22 protein-coding genes are annotated in these 21,521 nt (G+C 69.6%); 15 read left to right on the top strand and 7 right to left on the bottom strand.

Going from position 1 to position 21,521, the window contains the following annotated elements; translation table 11 throughout:
* The first annotated feature begins 62 nt into the window (after positions 1-62).
* The 5 genes from P1J78_RS20265 to P1J78_RS20245 all read left to right on the top strand — a co-directional run bounded on the left by P1J78_RS20265 (position 63) and on the right by P1J78_RS20245 (position 4,192).
* Positions 63-1,109, top strand: a complete 1,047-nt coding sequence (locus P1J78_RS20265) for a 4-oxalomesaconate tautomerase (RefSeq protein WP_275569215.1) — start codon at positions 63-65, stop codon at positions 1,107-1,109.
* Complete coding sequence (locus P1J78_RS20260) at positions 1,106-1,996, top strand: amidohydrolase family protein (protein WP_275569214.1); 891 nt, start codon at positions 1,106-1,108, stop codon at positions 1,994-1,996. Before P1J78_RS20265 ends, P1J78_RS20260 begins: the two co-directional genes overlap by 4 nt.
* Positions 1,997-2,216: 220 nt before the next feature.
* Positions 2,217-2,573 carry a protocatechuate 4,5-dioxygenase subunit alpha gene (locus P1J78_RS20255; RefSeq protein WP_275569213.1) on the top strand — a complete coding sequence of 119 codons (357 nt, stop codon included), beginning with the start codon at positions 2,217-2,219 and terminating at the stop codon, positions 2,571-2,573.
* Positions 2,574-2,584: 11 nt separating this feature from the next.
* Positions 2,585-3,433 carry a class III extradiol dioxygenase family protein gene (locus tag P1J78_RS20250; RefSeq protein ID WP_275569212.1) on the top strand — a complete coding sequence of 283 codons (849 nt, stop codon included), beginning with the start codon at positions 2,585-2,587 and terminating at the stop codon, positions 3,431-3,433.
* 63 nt (positions 3,434-3,496) lie between these two features.
* The gene (locus P1J78_RS20245; RefSeq protein ID WP_275569211.1) at positions 3,497-4,192 is read left to right on the top strand and encodes an alpha/beta fold hydrolase; all 696 of its coding nucleotides are present in this window, start codon (positions 3,497-3,499) and stop codon (positions 4,190-4,192) included.
* A 34-nt stretch (positions 4,193-4,226) separates the two neighbouring features.
* Here P1J78_RS20245 and P1J78_RS20240 read toward each other — a convergent pair whose 3' ends face one another.
* Positions 4,227-5,084 carry a helix-turn-helix domain-containing protein gene (locus P1J78_RS20240; protein ID WP_275569210.1) on the bottom strand — a complete coding sequence of 286 codons (858 nt, stop codon included), beginning with the start codon at positions 5,082-5,084 and terminating at the stop codon, positions 4,227-4,229.
* Between the two features lie 93 nt (positions 5,085-5,177).
* On the opposite strand from P1J78_RS20240, the gene pobA reads away from it, so the two are divergent.
* From pobA to P1J78_RS20225, 3 genes are all read left to right on the top strand, one after another.
* Positions 5,178-6,350 carry a 4-hydroxybenzoate 3-monooxygenase gene (gene pobA, locus P1J78_RS20235; RefSeq protein WP_275569209.1) on the top strand — a complete coding sequence of 391 codons (1,173 nt, stop codon included), beginning with the start codon at positions 5,178-5,180 and terminating at the stop codon, positions 6,348-6,350.
* Between the two features lie 92 nt (positions 6,351-6,442).
* On the top strand, positions 6,443-7,378 hold the full coding sequence (locus tag P1J78_RS20230) for an SMP-30/gluconolactonase/LRE family protein (protein ID WP_275569208.1): 936 nt from the start codon (positions 6,443-6,445) through the stop codon (positions 7,376-7,378).
* Positions 7,379-7,419: 41 nt separating this feature from the next.
* Positions 7,420-8,475: an AbrB family protein gene (locus P1J78_RS20225; RefSeq protein ID WP_275569207.1), complete on the top strand. Its 1,056-nt coding sequence runs from the start codon at positions 7,420-7,422 to the stop codon at positions 8,473-8,475.
* A 152-nt stretch (positions 8,476-8,627) separates the two neighbouring features.
* Here the strand turns inward: P1J78_RS20225 and P1J78_RS20220 are convergent, their stop codons facing one another.
* The 3 genes from P1J78_RS20220 to P1J78_RS20210 all read right to left on the bottom strand — a co-directional run bounded on the left by P1J78_RS20220 (position 8,628) and on the right by P1J78_RS20210 (position 13,257).
* Positions 8,628-10,727 carry a capsule polysaccharide biogenesis protein gene (locus P1J78_RS20220; RefSeq protein WP_275569206.1) on the bottom strand — a complete coding sequence of 700 codons (2,100 nt, stop codon included), beginning with the start codon at positions 10,725-10,727 and terminating at the stop codon, positions 8,628-8,630.
* A gap of 1 nt (position 10,728) precedes the next feature.
* The gene (locus P1J78_RS20215; RefSeq protein ID WP_374213375.1) at positions 10,729-11,874 is read right to left on the bottom strand and encodes a polysaccharide biosynthesis/export family protein; all 1,146 of its coding nucleotides are present in this window, start codon (positions 11,872-11,874) and stop codon (positions 10,729-10,731) included.
* 96 nt (positions 11,875-11,970) lie between these two features.
* Positions 11,971-13,257 (bottom strand): capsule polysaccharide biogenesis protein, encoded by a 1,287-nt coding sequence (locus P1J78_RS20210; RefSeq protein WP_275569205.1) that lies wholly within the window; start codon positions 13,255-13,257, stop codon positions 11,971-11,973.
* Between the two features lie 197 nt (positions 13,258-13,454).
* On the opposite strand from P1J78_RS20210, the gene P1J78_RS20205 reads away from it, so the two are divergent.
* The 6 genes from P1J78_RS20205 (at position 13,455) to P1J78_RS20180 (ending at position 17,896) form a co-directional block, all read left to right on the top strand.
* Entirely contained in the window at positions 13,455-14,057 is a 603-nt protein-coding gene (locus P1J78_RS20205) for a riboflavin synthase (RefSeq protein WP_275569204.1), read from the top strand.
* Entirely contained in the window at positions 14,054-14,638 is a 585-nt protein-coding gene (locus tag P1J78_RS20200) for a hypothetical protein (protein ID WP_275569203.1), read from the top strand. Before P1J78_RS20205 ends, P1J78_RS20200 begins: the two co-directional genes overlap by 4 nt.
* A 156-nt stretch (positions 14,639-14,794) precedes the next feature.
* Positions 14,795-15,919 carry a 3,4-dihydroxy-2-butanone-4-phosphate synthase gene (ribB, locus tag P1J78_RS20195; protein ID WP_275569202.1) on the top strand — a complete coding sequence of 375 codons (1,125 nt, stop codon included), beginning with the start codon at positions 14,795-14,797 and terminating at the stop codon, positions 15,917-15,919.
* 2 nt (positions 15,920-15,921) lie between these two features.
* Complete coding sequence (locus P1J78_RS20190; RefSeq protein WP_275569201.1) at positions 15,922-16,473, top strand: 6,7-dimethyl-8-ribityllumazine synthase; 552 nt, start codon at positions 15,922-15,924, stop codon at positions 16,471-16,473.
* Entirely contained in the window at positions 16,470-16,937 is a 468-nt protein-coding gene (gene nusB / locus P1J78_RS20185; RefSeq protein WP_275569200.1) for a transcription antitermination factor NusB, read from the top strand. The genes P1J78_RS20190 and nusB overlap by 4 nt, the downstream gene beginning before the upstream one ends.
* Before the next feature lie 197 nt (positions 16,938-17,134).
* Positions 17,135-17,896: an HdeD family acid-resistance protein gene (locus tag P1J78_RS20180; RefSeq protein WP_275569199.1), complete on the top strand. Its 762-nt coding sequence runs from the start codon at positions 17,135-17,137 to the stop codon at positions 17,894-17,896.
* Between the two features lie 52 nt (positions 17,897-17,948).
* Here P1J78_RS20180 and P1J78_RS20175 read toward each other — a convergent pair whose 3' ends face one another.
* Positions 17,949-18,722, bottom strand: coding sequence for a COG3904 family protein (locus P1J78_RS20175; RefSeq protein ID WP_275569198.1), 774 nt, complete (start codon positions 18,720-18,722; stop codon positions 17,949-17,951).
* The gene (locus P1J78_RS20170) at positions 18,715-20,025 is read right to left on the bottom strand and encodes a hypothetical protein (RefSeq protein WP_275569197.1); all 1,311 of its coding nucleotides are present in this window, start codon (positions 20,023-20,025) and stop codon (positions 18,715-18,717) included. The genes P1J78_RS20175 and P1J78_RS20170 overlap by 8 nt, the downstream gene beginning before the upstream one ends.
* A gap of 137 nt (positions 20,026-20,162) precedes the next feature.
* On the opposite strand from P1J78_RS20170, the gene P1J78_RS20165 reads away from it, so the two are divergent.
* Complete coding sequence (locus tag P1J78_RS20165) at positions 20,163-20,468, top strand: hypothetical protein (RefSeq protein WP_275569196.1); 306 nt, start codon at positions 20,163-20,165, stop codon at positions 20,466-20,468.
* A gap of 111 nt (positions 20,469-20,579) precedes the next feature.
* On the opposite strand, the gene P1J78_RS20160 is transcribed toward P1J78_RS20165, so the two are convergent.
* Complete coding sequence (locus tag P1J78_RS20160; protein WP_275569195.1) at positions 20,580-21,272, bottom strand: nitroreductase family protein; 693 nt, start codon at positions 21,270-21,272, stop codon at positions 20,580-20,582.
* Between the last annotated feature and the right edge of the window lie 249 nt (positions 21,273-21,521).

Raw genomic sequence — 21,521 nt, 5'->3', positions numbered from 1 at the left:
GGGGCGCTGCCCCCCAGACCCCCCGGCGTATTTGCAACGAGAAGAAGATGGGAGGAGTGCCCATGTCTGAGGGTGTACGCTGCATGTGGATGCGGGGCGGGACCTCGAAGGGCGGGTATTTCCTGGCCGGGGACCTGCCCGAAGACCGGGATGCGTTTCTGCTGCGGGTGATGGGCTCTCCGGACGTGCGACAGATCGACGGGATGGGCGGGGCGGACCCGCTGACCTCGAAGGTGGCCGTGGTGAAGCGGTCGGAGCGCGACGGGGTCGACGTGGACTATCTGTTCCTGCAGGTCTTCGTCGACCGGCCCATCGTGACGGATGCGCAGAATTGCGGGAATATCCTGGCGGGCGTGGGGCCCTTCGCCATCGAGCGCGGGCTGGTGCCGGCGCAGGAGGGCGAGACGCGCGTGGCGATCTTCATGGAGAATACCGGGCAGGTGGCCGTGGAGACGGTGCAGACGCCGGGCGGCGTGGTGTCGTATGAGGGGGACGCGCGGATCGACGGCGTGCCGGGCGGCGCGGCGCCGGTGCCGGTGGAGTTCGAGGACACGGCCGGGTCGTCCTGCGGGGCGCTGTTGCCGACCGGGAAGGCGTGCGACGTGGTCGAGGGCGTCGAGGTGACGATGATCGACAACGGGATGCCCTGTGTCGTGATGCGCGCCTCGGACATGGGGATCTCGGGCGAGGAGACGCCGGAGGCGCTGGAGGCGAACGAGTACCTGCGGGCGAAGCTGGAGGCGATCCGGCTGGCCTGTGGCCCGATGATGAACCTCGGCGATGTTTCCGAGAAATCGGTGCCGAAGATGACCATGGTGAGTGCACCGCGGGACGGGGGCGCGATCGCGACGCGGACCTTCATTCCGCATCGCTGTCACAAGACCATCGGGGTGCTGGGGGCGGTGTCCGTCGCCACCGCCTGCCTGATCGAGGGCTCGCCCGCCTACGAGTTGGCGGAGCGGGGCGAGGGCGGGACGCGGACGCTGTCTGTAGAGCATCCGACCGGCGAGATGACCGTGGTGGCGACGCTGGACAACAATGGCGAGGTCGCCTCGGCGGCGATCCTGCGCACGGCGCGGAAACTGATGGATGGAGAGGTGTTCGCATGAGCGAGGAACAGGTGATGGATCCGGACTGGCTGGTGTTTCACCCCAACCCGAAGAAACCGGATTTCAAGCTGCCTGCCGGCGCGGTGGACGCGCATTGCCATGTCTTCGGGCCGAAGGATGAATTCCCGTTCGCGCCGGAGCGCAAGTACACGCCCTGCGATGCCGGCAAGGACAAGCTGTTCGAATTGCGCGATTTCCTGGGCTTCGAGCGCAACGTGATCGTGCAGGCGACCTGCCACGGCAAGGACAACCGCGCGATGGTGGATGCCTGCCGCGCCGCCGGCGACAGGGCGCGGGGGATCGCGTCGGTCGGGCCGGACATCACCATGGACGAACTGACCGAGATGGACGAGGCCGGCGTGCGCGGCGTGCGGTTCAACTTCGTCAAGCGGCTGGTGGACTCGACCCCGCGCGAGACCTTCCTGACCATCGCCGACAAGATCAAGGAGCTGGACTGGCACATCGTCGTCTACCTGGAGGCGCAGGATCTGGAAGAGCTGATCCCGTTCCTGAAACAGCTGCCGACCCCGCTGGTCTTCGACCACATGGCCCGGCCCGAGGTGGACAAGGGCGTCGATCATCCGGATTTCCAGCGCTTCATCAACTTGCTGGATGAGTGCGAGACGATGTGGTCGAAAGTGACCTGCCCCGAGCGGCTGACCAAGCAGGGGCCGCCCTATGACGACGTCGTGCCTTATGCGCAGGCCATCGTCGAGAGGTTCCCGGACCGGGTGCTGTCGGGCACCGACTGGCCGCATCCGAACATGAAATCGCACATGCCCGACGACGGGGTGCTGGTGGATTTCATCCCGCGGATCGCGCGGACGGAAGAGTTGCGGCAGAAGCTCCTGGTGGACAACCCGATGCGGCTCTACTGGGCGCGCTAGCGGCGGCGCCCGGTCATACGGCCCTGTTATTCACGCCCTTCCCGGCAGCCGGTCGGGAAGGGCTTTTTTGTTCGCGCGTTAAAGGGTTTGCGGGCCACCCGGCGGTATAAGTTTTCCGTTCCCTATATTCGATTCGCGCCGCCGGGCCGGGCCGCTTGATCCAGGTCAAACGGGCAAGCGGGATTCCATGCGAAGGACGTGAAAACCGCAGGAGGAGACGATGGACCAACCTGGTTACGACTATCATATCGACATCCCCGGCACGACGATCTTCGACGGCAAGCAGGCGATGAAGGGCTATGCGCTGAACAAGATGTGCTACGACTTCAACCGAGCCGAGAACCGCGAAGGGTTCAAGGCGGACGAAGAAGGCTGGATGGAGAAATACGGCCTGAACGAGGGGCAGAAGCAGGCGATCCGCGACCGCGACATCCTGAAGATGATCGAGGAGGGCGGCAACATCTACTACCTCGCCAAGCTCGCCGGCATCTTCAAGCTGAGCGTGCAGGACGTGGGCGGGCTGCAGACCGGGCGCACCACCGAGGAATTCCAGGACTACCTGAAGAGCCAGGCGTAAGGGAGGCGGCAATGGCAACTGTACTTGGCGGCATCACCACGTCGCATATCCCCGCGGTGGGCAATGCGATCCAGAAGGAACTGTACGACGATCCGTACTGGAAGCCCTTCTTCGACGGCTATCCGAAGGTCCATGCCTGGATCAAGGAGCACAAGCCGGACTACTGCATCAACATCTACAACGACCACGGGCTGGGCTTCTTCCTGGACCGGATGCCGACCTTCGCCATCGGCGCGGCGCACGAGTACCGCAACGAGGACGAGGGCTGGGGGCTGCCGTCGCTCGACCCGTTCCCGGGGGCGCCGGAGCTGAGCTGGCACATCATCGAGTCGATGGTGGCCGATCACTTCGACATCACCTCGTGCCAGGAGCTGGCGGTCGATCACGGCTTCGTGGTGCCGATGCAGCTGTTCTGGCCGGGCGCGCCGCACAACCCGGACATGCCGAAGACGGTGCCGATCAGCGCCAACACGGTGCAGCACCCGATCCCGACGCTGGCGCGCGCGCTGGAATTCGGCCGCGCGCTGGGCAAGGCGCTGCGGTCCTTCCCGGAAGACGCGAAGATCGTGATCCTGGGGACCGGCGGGCTGAGCCATCAGCTGGACGGGCAGCGCGCCGGGTTCATCAACAAGGAGTTCGACCAGTACTGTCTGGAGAACATCGTGTCGAACCCGGAAGAGCTGACCAAGGTGACGCGGATGGAGCTCGTCGAGAAGGCCGGCGCGCAGGGCACCGAGTTCCTGATGTGGATGATGATGCGCGGCGCGCTGGGCGACGACGTGACCGAGATCACCCGCAACTACCACATTCCGATCTCCAACACCGCCGCGGGCACGCTTCTGCTGGAATGCGCGGCCTGAGCGCTTGAAGTCCCCGAACGCCCCGGCCATCGTGCCGGGGCTTTTTCTGTTGGGGACGACGCGATGACGTTGGTTTACGTGCCGGGGCTGGCCTCGGATGCGCGGGTGTGGCGGCCGGTGGCGGAGCGGGTCGGCGGCGCCTTCGTGATCGCCGACGTCTCCGGGCCGGAGAGGATCACCGACATGGCCGAAGGCGTCCTGGCGCAGGCCGCGGGATCGGTGATCCCGGTGGGCCATTCCATGGGCGGCCGCGTCGCGATGGAGATGGCGCGGATCGCGCCGGAGCGGATGCGCGGGCTGGTGCTGGCCGATACCGGGTATCGGCCGCTGGGGCCGGGGGAGGCGGAGAAGCGGCTGGCCAAGGTCGCGCTCGGCCATCGCGACATGGAGGCGCTGGTCGCGGACTGGCTGCCGCCGATGGTGGACCCCGGCCGGCACGGCGATACGGCGCTGATGGACGACCTGCGCGAGATGATCCTGGCCGCCGGGCCGGACCAGCACGCCCGGCAGATCCGCGCCCTGATCGGGCGGCCCGACGCGGGCGCGTCGCTGGGCGATGTGACCTGTCCCGTGCTGCTACTGGTGGGCGCGACCGACGGCTGGGCGCCGCGGGCACAGCACGAGGAGATCGCAGACCTGGTCGCGGGGCCGGCGAAGGTGGTGGAGGTCGCTGGCGCCGGGCATTTCCTGCCGGTGGAAAAGCCGGACGAGACGGCTGCGGCGATCGCGGACTGGCTGAACCGGCACCGGCTGCGCTGAGCGCTCGGCAGCCCGTGCGGGCTTTCTCGCGCGTTCAGCTGCTCTGGCTGCGCCGGCGGAAGGCGCGCGGCGAGAGGCCGGTCGCGCGCGAGAACACCCGGCTGAAATAGGCCGGGTCCGCGAAGCCCAGCGCATAGGCGACGGTCGAGACCGGCAGGTTGGTATAGACGAGGTTGCGCCGCGCCTCGCGGATCAGCCGCTCCTCGATCAGCGCGCTGGCGGGGCGGCCGGTGGCCGTGCGCGCCACGCGGCTGAGATGCGTCGGGCTGACCGCCAGCGCGGCGGCATAGTCGGCGACGGGCCAGTGCTCGGTGTAATGCGCCTCCACGAGCGCCTCGAAGCGTGTCAGAAGGTCCGGGGCGCCCGGCGCATCGCCGTCCGGCCGGGTCGCGGCGAGCGCGCGTGCGATCTGTCCAAGTAGCAGGCCGGCCAACGACCGCAGCACCTGCGCCCGGGCGAAGCCGCGGCCGGGGAACTCGGCGGCGATCCCGCGCATCGTCTCCACCGCGTCCGCGGGCGCGCGCAACAGGGCGGCGCGGTTCAGCACCGGGCGCAGCCCCTCGCCGGGCTGCAGCGCCTCGTCGAGGATCTCGGCCGCCAGCGTGACCACCAGACCCTGTGTCCCGGGGTCGAAGCGGAACCCATGCACGATGCCGACGGGGATGTTCAGAACGACCCCCGGCACCAGCGCCAGCGCCGCCCCGTCGAGGCTCGCCCGGCCGCCGCCGGACTCCACGAACAGCACCTGGTGCAGCCGCGCATGGCGATGCGGGGCGAATTCCCAGTCGTGCAGGCGCGAGCGGGTCTGGATCGTCTCGCAATGCACCACGTCGGGCAGGTCGGCAGATTCGCCGAACAGGTTGTAGGTCTGGATCGGATCGGGGGCTGTCATGTCCGATGCGTACAAGTATTGGCCCGTCCGGTCCATGGGGAAACGGCCCCCGCTGCGCTAGACAGACGGCGACACGAAGGAGGAGAAACGCACATGAAAACCCAGGTCTGCATCATCGGCGGCGGCCCGTCGGGGCTGATGCTGTCGCAGCTTCTGCACCTGAAGGGCATCGACACGGTCGTGCTGGAAAAGCACAGCCGCGAATACGTGCTGGGCCGCATCCGCGCCGGGGTGCTGGAGCACGGCTTCGCCGAGCTGATGCGCGAGGCGCAATGCGGCGAGCGGATGGACCGCGAGGGCGAGATCCATGACGGGTTCTACATCGCCCATGACGGACAGCTGGACCGGGTGGACCTGAAGAAATACTCCGGCGGCTCCTCGGTGGTGGTCTACGGCCAGACCGAGCTGACCCGCGATCTCTACGAGGCGCGCGACCGGATGCAGGGCAAGGTGATCCACAATGTCGAGGACGTGGCGCTGCACGACATCGACGGCAAGGCACCTTACGTCACCTATCGCGACGGCGACGAGATCGTCCGCATCGACTGCGACTACATCATCGGCGCCGACGGGTTCCACGGGCCGTCGCGCAAGGCGATCCCCCGGTCCGTCCTGAAAGAGCACGAGAAGGTCTATCCGTTCGGCTGGCTGGGCGTGCTGAGCCGCACCAAGCCGGTCAGCCCCGAGCTGATCTATGCCAAGCATCCCCGCGGCTTCGCCCTGTGTTCGCTGCGCAGCCAGGTGCTGTCGCGCTATTACATCCAGGTGCCGCTGACCGACAGCGTCGAGGACTGGCCGGACGCGGCGTTCTGGGCCGAACTGAAGGCGCGGCTGCCGCAGGAGGTCGCCGACCGGATGGAGACCGGCCCGTCGATCGAGAAGTCCATCGCGCCGCTGCGCAGCTTCGTGGCCGAGCCGATGCGCTATGGCAACCTGTTCCTGGCCGGCGATGCGGCGCATATCGTGCCGCCGACCGGGGCGCGCGGGCTGAACTCGGCGGCTTCCGATATCTACTATCTCTATCACGCGATGGTGGACCACTACCTGAACGGCGACGATACGGGGCTGGAGACCTATTCGCAGAAGGCGCTGGCGCGGGTGTGGAAGGCGCAGCGGTTCTCCTGGTGGATGACCATGCTGATGCACAGCTTCCCGGACGCGATCTCCTACGACCAGCGGCTGCAGCAGACCGACCTGGACTACCTGTTCTCGTCGGACAAGGCGCTGGGGTCGCTGGCGGAGAACTACGTCGGGCTGCCGTTCTAAGCGGTTTCGCCGCGCGGTCGCGCGTCGGTCCGGGCCCGGTTTATCCCCGGCCCGCCTTGCTCTAGCGTGCCGGCATGGAGGAGGTATCGCCCATGTGGACCCCGTCGGAACGCTATCCCGACCCGTCCGTCGAAGTGCTCGACGAACGCTTCCGCGGCCTGATCCTGTGGCATGCCCGGGTCGAGCGGCTCTACGAGGGCACCCGCTGGGGCGAGGGGCCGGTGTGGTTCGGCGACCAGCGCTGCCTTCTGTGGTCGGACATCCCGAACGACCGGATGCTGCGCTGGGAGGAGGAGACCGGCGCGGTGTCCGTCTATCGCAGGGGCGGGCATACCAACGGCAACACGCGCGACCGGCAGGGGCGGCTGATCTCCTGCCAGCACGCGGCGCGGGCGGTGGTGCGCACCGAGATCGACGGGACGCGGACGGTGCTGGCCGACAGCTTCGAGGGCAAGCGGCTGAACGCGCCGAACGACGTGGTGGTGAAGTCCGACGGCTCGGTCTGGTTCTCCGACCCGACCTTCGGCATCCTCAGCCATTACGAGGGCGGCGTGGCCGAGCCGGAACTGCCCACCAACGTCTACCGCATCGACGGCGAGACCGGCGAGATGACCGTGGTGATCGAGGGGATCGTCCAGCCGAACGGGCTGTGCTTCTCGCCCGGCGAGGACCGGTTGTACCTGGTGGAATCCGGCGCGCAGCCGCGGCGCATCCATGTCTTCGACGTCACGGCCGACGGGCGCGGGGCCGAGAACGGGCGGGTCTTCGTGGATGCCGGCGGCAACGGCACGCCGGACGGGTTCCGCTGCGACGTGCAGGGCAACCTCTGGGCCGGCTGGGGCCTGGGCGAGGGCCTGGACGGCGTGCGGGTCTTCGCGCCGGACGGCACGGCGATCGGCCATATCCACCTGCCAGAGCGCTGCGCCAACCTGTGCTTCGGCGGGCCGCACCGGACGCGGCTGTTCATGGCCGCGGCGAAGTCGCTCTATTCGCTCTTCGTGAAGGTGCAGGGCGTGGGCTACGCCTGAATCCGCTGGTATCCCCGCGCGGTTCCGGGCGATATGGCCGCATGACACGCACGGACTGGATCGATACCGGCGTCCTGCTGCTGCTGGGCGCCGCGGGGGGTACGCTCGCGGCCTGGATCGGGGTGCCGATGCCCTACATGATCGGCAGCCTGACGTTCAGCGCGGCCTACACGATCGCCTGGGGGCAGCTCGGACGCGAGGTGGCCTTTCCCCGGCCGCTGCGGTTCTTCTTCGTCGGCGTGATCGGGGTGATGATCGGCAGCCGGTTCACGCCGGACCTGCTGCCGCTCTTCCCGGTGCTCTGGCCGTCCTTTCTTGCGGTGACGGGGTTCGTCGTCGTTTCCCACGCCTACGGCTATTTCGTGCTGCGCGGGCTGGGGCGGTACGACCGGACGACGGCGACCTATGGCGCGATGCCGGGCGGGCTGATCGAGGCGATCACCATGGGCGAGAAGGCCGGCGCCGACGTGAAGGTGCTGACGGTCCAGCACTTCGCGCGGATCATCCTGGTGGTGGTGACGGTGCCGATGCTGTTTCTGTGGCTGGGCGGCGAGGCGGTGGGAAGCTCGGCGGGCCAGGCGCTGGACAATGGGCCCTCGGCCTGGACCGACCTGGTGCTGATCGCGGTGCTGGCGCCGGCGGGGCTTTGGGTCGGGCGGCGGCTGCACCTGCCGGCAGGGCAGCTGATGGGGCCGCTGGTGGTCTGCGGGGGGCTGCAGCTGGCGGGGGCGGTGGCGCTGCACCCGCCGCCCTGGCTGTTATGGACGGCGCAGCTCGTGGTGGGCGCCGGGCTGGGCGCGCAGTTCGCGGGGGCCAGCGGCCGGGTGCTCGGCAAGGCCTTCGGGCTGGGGCTCGTCTCGGTGGCCGGGATGCTGGTGATCGGCGCGGGCGTGGCGGCGGGGCTGACGCGGGCCACGCCCGAGGGGTTCGAGCCCCTGTTCGTGAGCTTCGCACCGGGGGGCATGACCGAGATGGCGCTGATCGCGCTGAGCCTCGATGCCAGCCCGGTGATCGTGACGGCGCATCACCTGGCGCGGATCATGTTCGCCGTGGTGATGGTCGGCTGGGTGAGCCGGAGGATCCGGCGCACCAGCTAGTGTCCGAGGTTGGACGCCCTATTAACACCCTGATTCCATTATATATAGCGCTAACAGGACTTCTTCTGGTCGGAAATATCCCGGGGGGGTTGGGGGGCTGGCCCCCCAACGAACGCATAAGCGTGCGCCGCAGGCGCTCATTTCTCAGACGGTCACCGCCAAAGCCAGGCCATCGAGGCGAAGAGCCCCTGCAGCTTCGACAGCCCGCGGTTCAGCGGGCCGCGGCGGGCCGGGATACCCGCTTCAAGGCGGTCGACCACCACTTCGGCCGGGCAGGAGCGGCCGGTGACGGGGTCGTGGTAACGCGGATAGGCGATGAGCGCGGCGTGGGCCAGCGCCGGGCGCGTCGGGCGGGCCTGGCGGCGGGCCGGGACGGGGCCGAGATCGGTGGTCAGGCCCCAGCCGGCGTAGAACGGTGCGCCGAGGCAGGTGACCGGGCGGCCGCGTAAGAGCGCCTCGAAGCCCAGAAGCGAGGTCATGGTCCAGATCTCGTCCACCGCCTCGATCAGCGCGACCGGGTCGGCGTGGGAGAGGACCATGTCGGCCGCGGCCGTGGCCTCGGGCGGCAGGGCGCCGGGGCGCAGGCCGGCCTCGACGTCCGGGTGCGGCTTGTAGAGAAGGACGGCGTCGGGATGGGCCGCGCGGGCGGCCTCCAGCAGGGCGCGGTTGGTAGAGACGTCGCCGGTGCCCTTGAGGATCGAGGCGTCGTCCTCGACCTGGCCCGGCACCAGGATGCGATGCCCGGCGGGGAGGTCGGGGAGCGTCGCGGACGCGAGGTTGTATTTCGACAGGCGTGCGGCGGTGAGGCGGGCGATCAGGCGCTCGGCGCGATGCAGGCGGGTGGGGGAGAGCCGCGCGGCCTCGGCCACGCAGCGCTCCAGCCGGCTGGGGCGGGTCGGGTCGTAGTAGATGCCGGTGTCGTCGAGAACGAGCGATAGCGGCGGCACCAGCTCGGCGCCGAGGCCGCGGGAGCGCAGGAAACCGTCCTCGACGCGCAGCAGGCCAGGGCGCCCGTCAGAGCGCTCGTCGGTCCCTTGCAGGCCCTCCTCGCTGGCGGCCCGGGCGAGCTCCGGCGTCTCGCGGCCGGCCCAGACCATCAGGCGGCGGCCGTCGCGCGCGGCCAATGCGGCGGCGCGGGCGGGATCGTCGGCAAAGCGCATCCGGCGCGTGCCGCCGAAGACCTGCTGCAGCGGGCGCCGCTTCCACAGGCGCATGCCGACGGCGACATAGCCGTGGCGGTCGGCGCGCCAGGCATGGGCCTCGGCCTCCAGCGCGGCGATCGCCTCTTCCAGCGTGCAGAGCCGGTCGCGGAACGGGTCGTACCAGGTGGGATAGAGGATCATCGCCGCGGCGAAGAGCTGGGCGCGGGTCAGGTTGCGGCCGCGCCGGGGGAAGGCCGCCTCGTCCTGCGTCAGGCCCCAGCCGGCATAGAAGGGCTGGCCGAAGACGCGGGGGCGGTGGCCGGCATGGATCGCCTCGGCCCCGAGCCCGGACGACACGGTATAGACCGCCACCGCGCCCTCCATCAGGGTCCAGGGGCTGACCGGGTCGGTGAGCAGCGTGACGCGGTCGGTCGCATCCTCCGGCCCGAAATGGCCGGGGCGGTGGCCGGCGCGGGTTTCGGGGTGGCTCTTGACGACGATGCGGGCGCCGGGGCTTTCCTCCAGCGCCGCCACCAGCATCTCGCGGAAGGTGGCCGGTGTCGCGCCGCCATGGGTGATCGAGGCGTCGCCGCGGGTCTGGTCGATGACCAGCACATAGGGCGCCTTGGGGACCGGCAGGGCGGGGTCGAAGGCGTTGTATTTCGACAGATGGGACTCGCGCAGCCACTCCGACGCGGCGCGGGCGCGGTCCAGAAGCGGGGTGTCGTCCAGCGGATGCGTGGCGAGCAGGGTTTCGAGGTCGCAGGGCTGCGACGCATCGAAATGCACGCCGGTCCGGTCGAGATGCAGGCCGATGGGCGGGCTGCGGCCGGCGCGGCCGGGATGGAGCGAGCGCAGGAGCGCGTCCTCGACCCGCAGGAGGGGGGCGCCCGTGCGGGCGGCCACGGCCTCGCCGCGCGGGGCGGTGGGGCTGTGGCCCCAGACGCCGACCCAGTCGCCGGGGCCGGGGCGGCCGAGGCGCAGCTGCCAGCCGGCCAGTGCCAGGATGCGGCGGATGCGGCGGTTCTTCAGGAAGCCGCCGTTGTAAACGAAAAGCCGCCGGGACGTTTCCGTCCCGGCGGCCCTGTGGTCTTCGCGGCCGTCGGCCACCCTAGTTATTGTTCAGGTTGTCCGCGATGCTCGCGAGGCTGGAGGCCAGACCCAGCGTGCCGGACACGGCCGACAGGGCCTTGGACCATTGCGCGAAGGGCGCCTCGGTCACGTAGACGGTGTCGCCGTCGCGGATCACGAAGTCGCGGGCCAGGAACAACCCGTTGGGCTCGGTCAGGTCGAGCACGTAGACCAGGCGCTGGGCGCCGATCAGGTCGGTGCGGCCCAGGACCTGCTTGGCGATCTCTTCGGGCTCGTTGCGGAAGATGAAGACGCCGGTGGGGTCGCCGGTGGTGGGCGACAGGCCGCCGACCTGGGCGATCGCCTCGATCGCGCTGATCGTCTGGGTCTCGAAGCGCACGCGGGTCTGGTTGCCGGTTGCGCCGAGCGCGGTGAAGCTGCGGGTGTCGGCCTCGACCAGCACGCGGTCGCCGCCGCGCAGGGCGATGTCGGCCTGCGGATCCTCGAACAGCTCCTCGAACCAGACCTCGCCGGTATGGCCGTTGCGGATCACCTTGACGCGGGCGGTCTCGGGCTCCACCGCGACGCCGCCGGCGCGGGCCAGCATGGCCGAGAGGGTGCGCGTGGGCCGTTCGATGGCGAACACGCCCTGCTGGGTCACGGCGCCCGTCACGGTGACGGTGGCGCCGTCGCCGGCGACGCGGCGGACCATCACCTGCGGGTCCGGGGTCTGGTCGGCGAGGCGTTCGGTGATCAGCCGGCGGATCGCCTCGGGCGTGTTGCCCGCGGCGCGGATGCGGCCGGCATAGGGCACGAAGATGAAGCCCGCGCCGTCGACCTGCACCTCTTCCAGCATCGTGGCGTTCAGCCCCTGGCCGGCCAGCAGGCCGTCGTCGACGTTCTCGTAGATGGTCAGGCCGAGCGTATCGCCGGGGCGGATCGTGTCGGAGCCGACGATGCCGGCATTGCGGAACGCCGCCGAGAAGCCCAGGGCCGGGACCACCGCGGTGGCCCGGGTCACGCGGTCGTTGACCGAGACGATGAAGGCGTCGCCCTCGCGCTGGACCGATCCGGAGTAGATTTCACGCTTGTTGGGCCCGACTCGCGGGAGGCCGCAGCTCGCGGTAAAGCCCACCAACACCAAAAGGGCGGCCGCACGCGCCCAGCGGGATGCCTTGATTTTCACTGCCCGGTCTCCTCGACCTGTGTAATTCTGCCTCAGCTTTTTGAGCCAAGGTATCGGAAACAGGCCGTATTTGCCAGACGTGTTTGGTTCAGGGGGCTATTTGACGACCCGCAACTGTTGCCTTGGTGCCGCTGTTCCCTTTTCCAGCGCGTCGTAGGGGTCTTCCTGCGCGAGCATCATGTCGACCACCTGGCGCAGGAGTTGCCGCCGGCCGCGGGCCGAGTAGAAGCCGCCGGCGACCTGCGATGTCTCCAGCAGGAAGTGGCGATAGTCGCGGTAGGCGCGGTTGTCGGGGCGGGTGGGATGCGCGAAGAACTCCGGCAGCCGCTGGGTCGAGACGAATTCCGGCTTGGCATAGACGGCGCGGCCGAAGACGCGGATCGGCAGGCCGCGCCAGAGCACCTGCTGCGCGGCGGTGGAATTGACGGTCACGGCGCTGCGGGCGTGGTCGAGCAGCTGGGCGAGCTTGCCGCCGCGGACGAAATGCACCCGGTCGGCCACGCCATAGGTCCGGGCCAGGCGTTTCACGTCGTCGCGGATCGGCGTGCGGCCATCCTCCAGCGGATGGGCCTTGAACACCAGGTGGTGGTGGGCGGGCGCCCCGGCGGCGAAGCCCTCGATCACCAGGTCGAGGAATTCGGCCATGCTGTCAAAGCGGCTGTGGGCGCGGAAGCTTGAATCGTGGGCCAGCTGCAGCAGCGCCAGGTGATAGGGGAAGCCGCCGGTCTTGACCCGCCAGGTGGCCTGCACTCGGTCGGCCCAGAGCCAGGGCATCAGCAGCAACCGCTTGAGATAGAGGCGGAATTCCTGGACGACGGTCATCTCGCGATGGGCCTGGAAACCGCCGTAGCGGCGGTTGGCCAGCATCAGCAGGCCGTGATAGGCGGCGCCGTAGAACACGTGGTGGCGCATGTCGCCCCAATGCGCCGGGGCCTCGGGGATGTCGAGCTCGGCCTGGGCGAGCGCGCGCTGCATGTCCGGAACGCTCAGCCCCATCAGCGCCGAGTTGCCGTTGGCGCCGCCGCGCTCGTAGGTGACCCAGTAGGGGCGCAGGTAGCCTTCCTCGAACACATGCACGGTCAGCTGCAGCGACGTCGCGATCTCGACGGCCTGCGCATGGGTCGGGCGCACGTCGCCGTAGAGCACGATGTCGGTCACGCCGTGCTCGGCCACGATGCGGCGGAACCTGTCGGGCCAGGCCTCGGCCGTGTCCTGGAAGGGAATATAGCTTCGCCGGTCGCGCCAGAAGAATTCGTCGCCCGCGTTAAACCCCACGCGCCAGACCTCGGCCCCCGCGGCGCGCAGCATCCGGCCGAGTTGGTGGAAGAAGGGCCCGTGCGGCCCCTGCAGGAACAGAAATGTCCGGTTCTCGCCGGATGTCATGCCTTCACTCTCCGTCACCGTCCCGGTTATGCGCGCGCCCGGTTGATAAAGGGATAATATCACGGGTGTTTCGGGCATGGATGTGTCCGGCCTGCAGCGTTTCGGTGCCGGAGACAGTTCCGGCCGTCGCCCCCGGCTATTGCCCTTTCGGGCGCTCGGCGGCAAGGTCGGCGCCGGAGTCGGGCAGAGGAGCGCGCATGTTCACGGGGATCGTCACGGATGTCGGAGAGGTGCTGGAGGTCGAGCAGCGCGGCGACCTGCGGGCCCGGATCACGACGGCCTATGACGTCGAGACCATCGAGATCGGAGCCTCCATCGCTTGCGACGGGGTCTGCCTGACGGCCATCGCCACCGGCAAAACGCCGCGCGGCTGGTTCGACGTGGAGATCAGCGCCGAGACGGTGTCGAAGACCAATATCGGCCGCAACGGCTGGACGGCGGGCAAGCGGATCAACCTGGAACGCGCGCTGAAGGTGGGCGACGAGCTGGGCGGGCATATCGTGTCGGGCCATGTCGACGGGGTGGCCGAGGTGCTGTCGGTCACGCCCGAGGGCGACTCCACCCGCATCCTGTTCCGCGCGCCCGAGGCGCTGGCGCGGTTCATCGCGCCCAAGGGCTCGATCGCGCTGAACGGCACCTCGCTGACGGTGAACGAGGTCGACGGCCGCGACTTCGGGGTGAACCTGATCCCGCACACGCAGGAGGTCACGACCTGGGGCGACATCGCGCCGGGCGACGCGGTGAACCTGGAAGTGGACACGATGGCACGCTACGTCGCGCGGCTGAGGGAGTACGAATGACCGGGATCGGACATAACGGCGGCCCGACGATGGAGCCCGGCCATGGCTGGCGCCGGCACGCCTGGGGCCGGGCGCGCAAGGCGCTGATGCCGAACACCGTGCCGCTGGAGATCGTGCGGCTGCGGGTGAAGCGGGCGCAGGCGCTGGGGCTGGACTACCGCACCTATGCCTCGATCCGCGCCGCCTCGGGACACGACGTGGTGGCGTTTCTGTTCTCGGGCAACGCGCTGGAACTGACGCCGCGGCGGGTGACGGTGCCGGCGGCCGTGGTCGCGCGGCTGACGGAGCTGGACGGCGCGGCGGACCGGCTCGCGGCGGTCTACGCGCCGGTGGCTCCCGAAGCCGTGACCGCGGCCAATCCCGACCTGTTCGAACATGTCGGCCCGGCGCCGGGCTTCACCGGCACGTGGCGGCAGATGCGCGAGCGGATCGGCGCCGCGCTGCGGGCGCGGTCGCTGGCGCCCGACGGCGTCGTCCTGGTCTCGGCCACCGGGGTGGAGCGCGAATGGTGCGCGGCGGGGAAGCTCGCCGGGATCGTCCCGGCCGAGCGGTTCTTCGGCGCAGAGGCCGCGCCGGTCTGAACACGGCCGCCGTCCCGGCCGGTTTCGGCCCGGTCGCGGCGCCGGCGCCCTTCATCCATGTCGCACGGCGCGGGGCGGTCCGCGAATAGCCGCGCTCTCTGGCCAAGCGCGGGCGCATGGGCTATCTGGCGCCGCAGACTCACAGCAGGACGGCCGATGACCAAGACATACGACAGCCCCGGCCCGGTGGAACGGGACTGGTCCGACGCGATTTCGGGCGTCGAGGAGATCATCGAGGACGCGCGCAACGGCCGGATGGTCATCCTGGTCGACCACGAGGACCGCGAGAACGAGGGCGACCTGGTGATCCCGGCGCAGATGGCCACGCCCGAGGCGATCAACTTCATGGCGATGCACGGCCGCGGGCTGATCTGCCTGGCGCTGCCGTCGTCGCGGATCGAGGAGCTGGGCCTGCCGCTGATGGCCTCGCAGAATTCCTCGCGCCACGAGACGGCGTTCACCGTGTCGATCGAGGCGCGCGAGGGCGTGACCACCGGCATCTCGGCGCATGACCGGGCGCGCACGGTCTCGGTGGCGATCGACCCGATGACGGGCGCGCAGGACATCGCGACGCCGGGGCACGTGTTCCCGCTGCGCGCGCGCGAGGGCGGCGTGCTGGTGCGCGCGGGCCATACCGAGGCGGCGGTGGACATCGCGCGGCTGGCCGGGCTGAACCCCTCGGGGGTGATCTGCGAGATCATGAACGAGGACGGCTCGATGGCGCGGCTGCCGGAACTCGTCTCCTTCGCGCAGAAGCACGGGCTGAAGGTGGGCACGATCTCGGACCTGATCGCCTATCGCCACCGGCACGACAACCTGGTGAACGAGAGCGCGGTGAAGGCCGTGACCTCGGAGTTCGGCGGCGAGTGGATGATGCGCGTCTTCACCGACGAGACGCAGGGCGCCGAGCATATCGTGCTGTCCAAGGGCGAGATCGCCGACGGCAACCCGGTGCTGGTGCGGATGCACGCGCTTAACCCGCTGGAGGACGCGCTGGGCCTGGGCCCGCACCCCGCCAACGAATTGCGCAACGCGATGCAAGAGATCGCGCGCGAGGGGCGGGGCGTGCTGGTGATGCTGCGCGACCCGTCGATGAAGCTGGTGACGGACGGGCAGGTCAGCCCGCAGATCCTGCGGCAATACGGACTGGGCGCGCAGATCCTCTCGGCGCTGGGCCTGTCCGAGCTGATCCTTCTGACCAATTCGCCCCTGCCGAAGGTGGTGGGGCTGGACGGCTACGGGCTGTCCATCGTCGACACCCGACCGATCCCCGAGGAGTGAGCATGGCCGGATCCGAGACCCATTACGAGCTGCCGCTGCCGTCCTTCGAGGATCCGGTGAAGCTTCTGATCGTCGTGGCGCCGTTCTACCGCGACATCGCCGACGACCTGGTGGCGGGCGCGCGCGCCGTGCTGGATAAGGTCGGCGCCGAGCACGAGCTGGTCGAGGTGCCGGGTGCTCTGGAGGTGCCGGGCGCGGTGGCGCTGGCGCACCGGCTGTCGAATTTCGACGGCTATGTCTGCCTGGGCTGCGTGATCCGGGGCGAGACGACACATTACGAGACGGTGTGCAACGATTCCTCGCGCGGGCTGATGCTTTTGGGCCTGCAGGGCTGTGCCGTGGGCAACGGCATCCTGACGGTGGAGAACCGCAAGCAGGCCGAGGTGCGCGCCGATCCCGAGGATCAGAACAAGGGCGGCGGCGCGGCAGCGGCGGCGCTGCACCTGATCGCGCTGGCGCGGAAATGGGGGACGCCGAAATCCGGGCTGGGCTTCAAGCCGGCCAGCGAGGAGTACCGGGTCGCCGGCGGCGGCGAGGGGCCGGCCACGGCATGACCAAGCCCCCCAGCAGACGGCAGATGAAATCCGCCGCGCGGCTTTACGCGGTGCAGGCGCTGTTCCAGATGGAGGCGTCCGGCCAGAGCGTCGAGAAGGTGCGCAAGGAGTTCGAGGACTATCGCTTCGGCACCGAGGTGGTCGCGGGCGAGGAGATGGTCGAGGGCGATGCCGACCTGTTCCGCGACGTGACCGAGCGGGCGGTGAACAACCAGGCGCGGATTGACCAGATGACCGACCGGGCGCTGGTGGCCAAGTGGCCCATCGCGCGGATCGACCCGACGCTCCGGGCGCTGTTCCGCGCCGCCGGCGCCGAGTTCATGGCGCCGGACACGCCGCCGCGGGTGGTGATCACCGAGTATGTGGACGTGGCGAAGGCGTTCTTCCCTGAGGGGCGCGAGCCGAAATTCGTGAACGCGGTGCTGGACCACATGGCGCGCGAGGCGAAGCCGGAGGCGTTCTGAGATTCGGTAAGGGCGCTCACAATATCAATATTCACGCATTACTTTTGCGATGAATTTGCGCGAATATAGCACTTATCGAACAATTCGGTCTCTTCCGCTCTGATCCCTAGCAAAGCACGACCGCCGCGTCGGCCACGCGTCTCGCGGAACCGGCGGCCGGGCCCGCGCGTTCTCCGTTTAAATCCACGGAGGACGACATGGCAGACAGGCGACAGGACGACGACGGACACAAGTCCGACATGCACCCGACCGGACCGGCCCGCCCCGAGGCGGCCGAGACGGACGTCACCCGTACCGAAGCCTCGCGGCACGAACCCGCCCGTCCCGAAACGGTCGGCGCGAGCCCCGGCAGCGGCGAGCGCCCTCAGGATGAAGGCTCCCACGGCTCTCGCCCGTCCGGCGACGACGGCGGCATGACCGGCCTGGCCGCCTCGCCGGAAGTGATGGACGCGATCCGCGAACGCCGCGGCTGGTTCGTCGCCCTCGGCATCGCGCTGTTGGTCGCCGGCACGGCCGCGCTTCTGTTCCCCTTCGTGGCGAGCGTCGCGGCGAAAGTGGTGATCGGCTGGCTGATGCTGATCGCGGGCGCGGTCACCCTGTGGCACGCCTTCCAGACGCGCGACTGGAGTTCGACGCTCTGGAACGCGCTGATCGGCCTCTTGTCGCTGGCGGCGGGCGTCTACCTGGCCTTCTTCCCGCTGGCCGGGCTGATCGGCCTGACCCTGTTCCTCGGCGCGGTCTTCGCCGTGCAGGGCGTCTTCGAGGTAATGATGGCCCTCCAGAACCGCGACCGCCGCGGCTGGGGCTGGATGATCGCCTCCGGCGTGTTGTCGGTCGTCCTCGGCGTCGTCCTGATGTTCGGCCTGCCGGGCACGGCCGTCTGGGCGCTGGGGCTGCTGGTGGGGGTGCATTTCATCACCTCCGGCGCATCGCTCCTGGCGCTCACATGGTCGGCCTGACGGCCGACCTGGTCGGCCTGACGGCCCCTGCCGGCACCGGGCGCCCGAGGCGTCAGCCGGTATCGGCGTCCGCCCCGTCGGAGACCATCCGATAGGCCTCCAGTTCCTCGCGGACCAGTATGTAGATCTCGCCCGGCGGCGTCCCCAGCGCGTGGGTCATCACCAGCGGGTCGATCCCCATTTCCACCAGGTATTCCAGCACCAGCCCCTGGCCGCGCTGGATGTCCTCGACGGCCAGGAAGGCGGGCAGCGCGACATTCTTGTCGAAATAGTGCTGATGCACGCCGACATAGCCGTCCTCGCCCACGACCCGCGCGACCCCGGCCGCCAGTACGTAGGGGCAGGCGGAGAGGCAGATGCGGTCAGAGGCGACCTCGGTCTCCGCCTCGAGCGCCCTGAGGCTGCGCCCGATCTCCAGCGCGTCGGTGACGGAGCCGCCGGGGCTGTGAAGCTGCACCCGCTCCGGCACGAAGCCGGTGGTTTCCAGCCAGTCGGCGAAGCGCTCGGCATCGCCCGGTGCGATGGTGCCGGTCAGCCGCATCAGCCCCGGCGTGCCCGCCACCCGGTCGAACTGCAGCCGCGCGGGCATGTCGCCGGTGGCCGGCAGGTCCGTGCCGGGGCGCGACGGGCGCGTGGGCAGCGTCGAAGGGTCGTAGCGCCGCGTCTGGTCGCCCGGCGCCACTGGCTCGTCCAGCGCGGGCGCCGCGGGGGCGAAGCCCAGCTGCGGCAGCACGCGCGCGATGTCGCGGCCGAACAGGATAACGGCGATGCCGATCTGCAGCGCGAGGATCGCCTTGATCGCCCGCGCCGCGCCGATCCTACTCATCGCCTGCCGCCTTGAACCGCTGCACCTTCGCGTCGTCCGGCTTGTCCTTCGCCTCTGCCGCGGAGTCCGCCCGCCGCTCCGACGTCCGGTCCAGCGCCAGTTCCACCTCGCGCACCGCCCCCAGCGCGGCGCGGAACTCGGCCAGCGTCAGCGTGTCCTCCACCCCGGCACGCCCGCGGCCCTGCCGGATCGCCGCCTGCGTGACCATCACGATGAAGACCAGCACCGCCGGCAACAGGTCGATGGCGATCGCCCCGGCCCAGGAGGGTACGAAGTTCCCGGCATACATGATGACCGCGTCCGCCGCCGAGATCGGCGTATAGGTGATGTCGGCCGGCGCGGGCAGGGCGATGACCGCCTCGGCCGCCTGCCGCAGCGTTTCCGCCCGCTGCGACAGCACGGTCAGCACCGAGTCGATGGTCGAGGACTGCTCGCCGCTGATCTCGCTGACCTCCGGCAGCACGACCGAGGCCGACAGGTCGTTGGCCGAGCGCACCACCAGCGGCGCCACAGAAAGCTGCCTGAGCGTGGTGATCACGCCGGCCAGCCGCACCGCCTCCTCCGAGAAGGACACCGAGCGCTGCTCCACCGGCCCCGGCTCGACCGTCAGCGCGCGCATCCGCTTCAGGATCGCGTTGCCCTCGGCGAAGGCGGCCTCGACCGCCGGCGCCTGCGCCTGGATCTGCGCCTCGAGCGCGGCCAGCTCCTCGGACTTCTGCCGCAGCACCCGGAACACCGCGCCGCGCCCGGCAAGGCCCGAGAGCTGCCCCGACGCCTCCTGCTCCGACAGGTCCTCGAAGCTCTGCCGCACGCGGGCGACGTCGCGCTCCAGCCCCTGCGCCGAGATGGCGATGGAATGGGCGCGCTCCAGCGACGTCTGGTATTGTTGGACGGTGTTGGCGAGATGCTGCTCCACCGCAGCCGCCCCCGCCAGCGCCGCGGCATTCAGCCAGGACGACATGGCGACGATGGCGGCCGAGCCCAGCATCATCGACAGAAACAGCCCCATCCGCGCCGCCGCGGACCGCACCGCCGGCAGAAGCCGCATCATGTAGGACCAGAACACGAAGATGCCGACCGACACGGCGATCGAATAGGCCATGGCGGCGAAGAACGACAACGCGCCGTTGTCGTCCAGAAGCGACGAGACCCCCAGATAGGTATAGATGCCCGACGCCACGGCCAGCACCGCCAGCGCGGCGGAAGTGAAGCTGTCGAGCCAGGTCAGATGCCCCTCCAGCTCCTGCGCATAGCGCAGCCCATGGGCCTCGGACGGGGTCAGCGGCGTGGTCTTGTCGGTCATGCGGTCTCTCCCTCCGCCCCAGTATAGAGGGCGTGACGCATTTGGCACGCCCCGCCGTCGGCGCCCGGTGCGGCGATCTTGCGCGTTGACGATTGCGCACCGAAGCGCAGCTTAGAAGTAACGAATAGGAGATCGCCATGCCCAAGCTCGTCCGCTTCTACATTCGTCACACGATCATCGGCTTCCTGATCGCCGCCGCCTTCGTGGCGGCGCTGTTGTGGTTCAACGTGGCGAACCTCTGGCACCTCGTGACCCATTCCGACGTGGGCCTGCTGGCCACCTTCCTGCTGGTGATGTTCCACGGGATCGTCTTCTCCGGCGTCCAGTTCGGCATCTCGATCATGCGCCTGGCGGAAAAGGACGACGACGACCGCGGTACGCGCAGCCCCGAACGGGCCGAGGCGCTGGTACCGATCCCGGTTCACCGCGACGACCGCCGCTGATCCTTCATCCTGGGTGAAATACTCCGGGGAGCGCGAGGGGCCGGCCCCTCGCAGGCCCGGCGGATCCCGCCCCGCAAGCCCGCGGGCAAGCGCGCCGCCCCTCGAAGCCCGTCACTCGAAGACGGTCAGGATGTCCTCCAGCGGCTTCTTGATCTTCGCGACCGCCGGCACCGTGGCGTCCGGCGCCGGGTGCCCGACCGCCAGGATCATCACCGGCTTTTCCGACTCGGGGCGGCCGCAGGCCTCGTTGAGGAATTTCATCGGGTTCGGCGTGTGGGTCAGGCAGACCAGCCCCGCATGGTGCAGCGCCGCGATCAGGAAGCCGGTGGCGATGCCGACGCTTTCGGGCACGTAGTAGTTCTTGAACCGCGTGCCGTCGTCGAACGCGCCCCAGCGCTGGGCGAAGACGGCGATCAGCCAGGGCGCGTCCTGCAGATGCGGCTTGGCGGCGTCGGTGCCGATGGGCTCCAGCGCCGAGAGCCATTCGTCGCCGGCGCCGCCGTCGTAGAAGCGGCGCTCCTCCGCCTCGGCCTCGTGGCGGATGCGCGCCTTCAGCGCCGGCTCGGCGATGGCGGCGAAATGCCAGGGCTGGTGGTTGGCGCCGGAGGGCGCGGTGCCCGCGGCGGCGATGCAGGCCTCGATGACGGCGCGGGGCACGGGCCGGGTGTCGTAGTCGCGCACCGTATGGCGCTGGCGCATCCGGTCGCGGAACGCTTCGGCCTCGGCCAGCGCCTCGGCGTCGGTCAGTTCGGCCCGGTCGGGCAGCGGGACCGGGCGGTAGCCCATCTGGGATCGTGAGAACATGGCATTCTCGCATTTCACTATCGTGGGCGAGGGTACTGTGCGGCGGGACCACCAGCAACCGTGGAGGGATTGATATTCCCGAGGACCTGCTTGCACAGGTGGGCGCCAGGTAACGAGGCCACGACCCCGTCAGAGCCAGCTCCCTCGGAATGATTTAAAGGCCACCGGAATATGACCTCTGCACGGGAAGGGCAGTGCCCGCCTGAGACCGGACATAAGCCGAAGAGCGCGGCCCGGCAAGGGGCGACG

It is taken from the genome of Psychromarinibacter sediminicola (assembly GCF_029168335.1).
In the GTDB taxonomy this organism is placed as follows: Bacteria; Pseudomonadota; Alphaproteobacteria; order Rhodobacterales; family Rhodobacteraceae; genus Psychromarinibacter; species Psychromarinibacter sediminicola.
This window is presented reverse-complemented; position numbering and strand designations above follow the sequence as displayed.

Bases quoted from the DNA above. Each gene is read 5' to 3' on its own strand.
- pobA (WP_275569209.1), top strand. From the start codon at position 5,178: ATGAAAACCCAGGTCTGCATCATCGGCGGCGGCCCGTCGGGGCTGATG.
- P1J78_RS20190 (WP_275569201.1), top strand. From the start codon at position 15,922: ATGGCCGGATCCGAGACCCATTACGAGCTGCCGCTGCCGTCCTTCGAG.
- P1J78_RS20245 (WP_275569211.1), top strand. From the start codon at position 3,497: ATGACGTTGGTTTACGTGCCGGGGCTGGCCTCGGATGCGCGGGTGTGG.
- P1J78_RS20225 (WP_275569207.1), top strand. From the start codon at position 7,420: ATGACACGCACGGACTGGATCGATACCGGCGTCCTGCTGCTGCTGGGC.
- P1J78_RS20205 (WP_275569204.1), top strand. From the start codon at position 13,455: ATGTTCACGGGGATCGTCACGGATGTCGGAGAGGTGCTGGAGGTCGAG.
- P1J78_RS20160 (WP_275569195.1), bottom strand. From the start codon at position 21,272: ATGTTCTCACGATCCCAGATGGGCTACCGCCCGGTCCCGCTGCCCGAC.
- ribB (WP_275569202.1), top strand. From the start codon at position 14,795: ATGACCAAGACATACGACAGCCCCGGCCCGGTGGAACGGGACTGGTCC.
- P1J78_RS20230 (WP_275569208.1), top strand. From the start codon at position 6,443: ATGTGGACCCCGTCGGAACGCTATCCCGACCCGTCCGTCGAAGTGCTC.
- P1J78_RS20255 (WP_275569213.1), top strand. From the start codon at position 2,217: ATGGACCAACCTGGTTACGACTATCATATCGACATCCCCGGCACGACG.
- nusB (WP_275569200.1), top strand. From the start codon at position 16,470: ATGACCAAGCCCCCCAGCAGACGGCAGATGAAATCCGCCGCGCGGCTT.
- P1J78_RS20265 (WP_275569215.1), top strand. From the start codon at position 63: ATGTCTGAGGGTGTACGCTGCATGTGGATGCGGGGCGGGACCTCGAAG.
- P1J78_RS20170 (WP_275569197.1), bottom strand. From the start codon at position 20,025: ATGACCGACAAGACCACGCCGCTGACCCCGTCCGAGGCCCATGGGCTG.
- P1J78_RS20180 (WP_275569199.1), top strand. From the start codon at position 17,135: ATGGCAGACAGGCGACAGGACGACGACGGACACAAGTCCGACATGCAC.
- P1J78_RS20210 (WP_275569205.1), bottom strand. From the start codon at position 13,257: ATGACATCCGGCGAGAACCGGACATTTCTGTTCCTGCAGGGGCCGCAC.
- P1J78_RS20260 (WP_275569214.1), top strand. From the start codon at position 1,106: ATGAGCGAGGAACAGGTGATGGATCCGGACTGGCTGGTGTTTCACCCC.
- P1J78_RS20175 (WP_275569198.1), bottom strand. From the start codon at position 18,722: ATGAGTAGGATCGGCGCGGCGCGGGCGATCAAGGCGATCCTCGCGCTG.
- P1J78_RS20165 (WP_275569196.1), top strand. From the start codon at position 20,163: ATGCCCAAGCTCGTCCGCTTCTACATTCGTCACACGATCATCGGCTTC.
- P1J78_RS20240 (WP_275569210.1), bottom strand. From the start codon at position 5,084: ATGACAGCCCCCGATCCGATCCAGACCTACAACCTGTTCGGCGAATCT.
- P1J78_RS20250 (WP_275569212.1), top strand. From the start codon at position 2,585: ATGGCAACTGTACTTGGCGGCATCACCACGTCGCATATCCCCGCGGTG.
- P1J78_RS20200 (WP_275569203.1), top strand. From the start codon at position 14,054: ATGACCGGGATCGGACATAACGGCGGCCCGACGATGGAGCCCGGCCAT.